Origin of the sequence: Pseudomonas sp. NBRC 111139 (genome assembly GCF_001753955.1) — a bacterium.
Taxonomy (GTDB): domain Bacteria; phylum Pseudomonadota; class Gammaproteobacteria; order Pseudomonadales; family Pseudomonadaceae; genus Aquipseudomonas; species Aquipseudomonas alloputida.
On the sequence record NZ_BCBP01000010.1, the window covers coordinates 1 to 893 of the forward strand.

Consider the following 893-nt stretch of genomic DNA (forward strand, 5'->3'; position numbering starts at 1 on the left):
CCCCAGCTCGATGCGGAAGCCGCGGATCTTCACCTGGTGGTCGATCCGCCCGGCGTATTCGATCACCCCGTCGGCGTGGTAGCGCGCCAGGTCACCGGTGCGGTACAGGCGCCCGCCAGGGGCACCGAACGGGTCCGGCACGAAGCGCGTGGCGCTCAGGTCGCTGCGCTTGAGGTAGCCGCGCGCCAGGCCGGCGCGGCCGACGTACAGCTCGCCGATGCAGCCTTTGGCTACCGGGTTCAGGTCGCCGTCGAGCACATACCAGGACAGGTCGGGGATCGGCACGCCCATCGGGCTGCTGGCCGCCTTGCCCAGGTCGGCCAGCGACAGCGGCCGGTAGCTGACATGCACGGTGGTTTCGGTGATGCCGTACATGTTCACCAGCTGCGGCTGGCGGTCGCCGAAGCGTTCGAACCACGGTGCCAGGCTGTTGACGTCCAGCGCCTCGCCCCCGAACACCACGCTGCGCAGTGCCAGTGGCCGCTGCGGCTCAGCCGTGGTGGCCACCGCCATCAGTTGCTTGAACGCCGACGGGGTCTGGTTCAGCACCGTGACCTGTTCATCGGCCAGCAGCTGGTAGAAGGCCTCGGGTGAGCGGCTGGTGTGCTGCGGCACGATCACCAGGCGCCCGCCGTACAGCAGGGCGCCGAAGATTTCCCACACCGAGAAGTCGAAGGCATAGGAGTGGAACAGGCTCCACACGTCGTCGCTGCCGAAGCGGAAGTCGGCGTCGGTGGCCGTGAACAGGCGCAGCACGTTGCGCTGCGGCAGCAGCACGCCCTTGGGCTTGCCGGTGGAACCGGAGGTGTAGATCACGTAGGCGAGGTTGTCCGGGCTGACCGTGACCGGCGAGCAGGCCAGCGGGTCGGCCTGGCTGCTGTCATCATTGCTTT

The 893-nt window shown here is 68.3% G+C and carries 1 protein-coding gene; it reads right to left on the bottom strand.

Going from position 1 to position 893, the window contains the following annotated elements:
- Positions 1–893 (bottom strand): amino acid adenylation domain-containing protein (locus BJQ17_RS00070; RefSeq protein WP_139139737.1); only part of this gene is annotated, 893 nt, incomplete at both ends.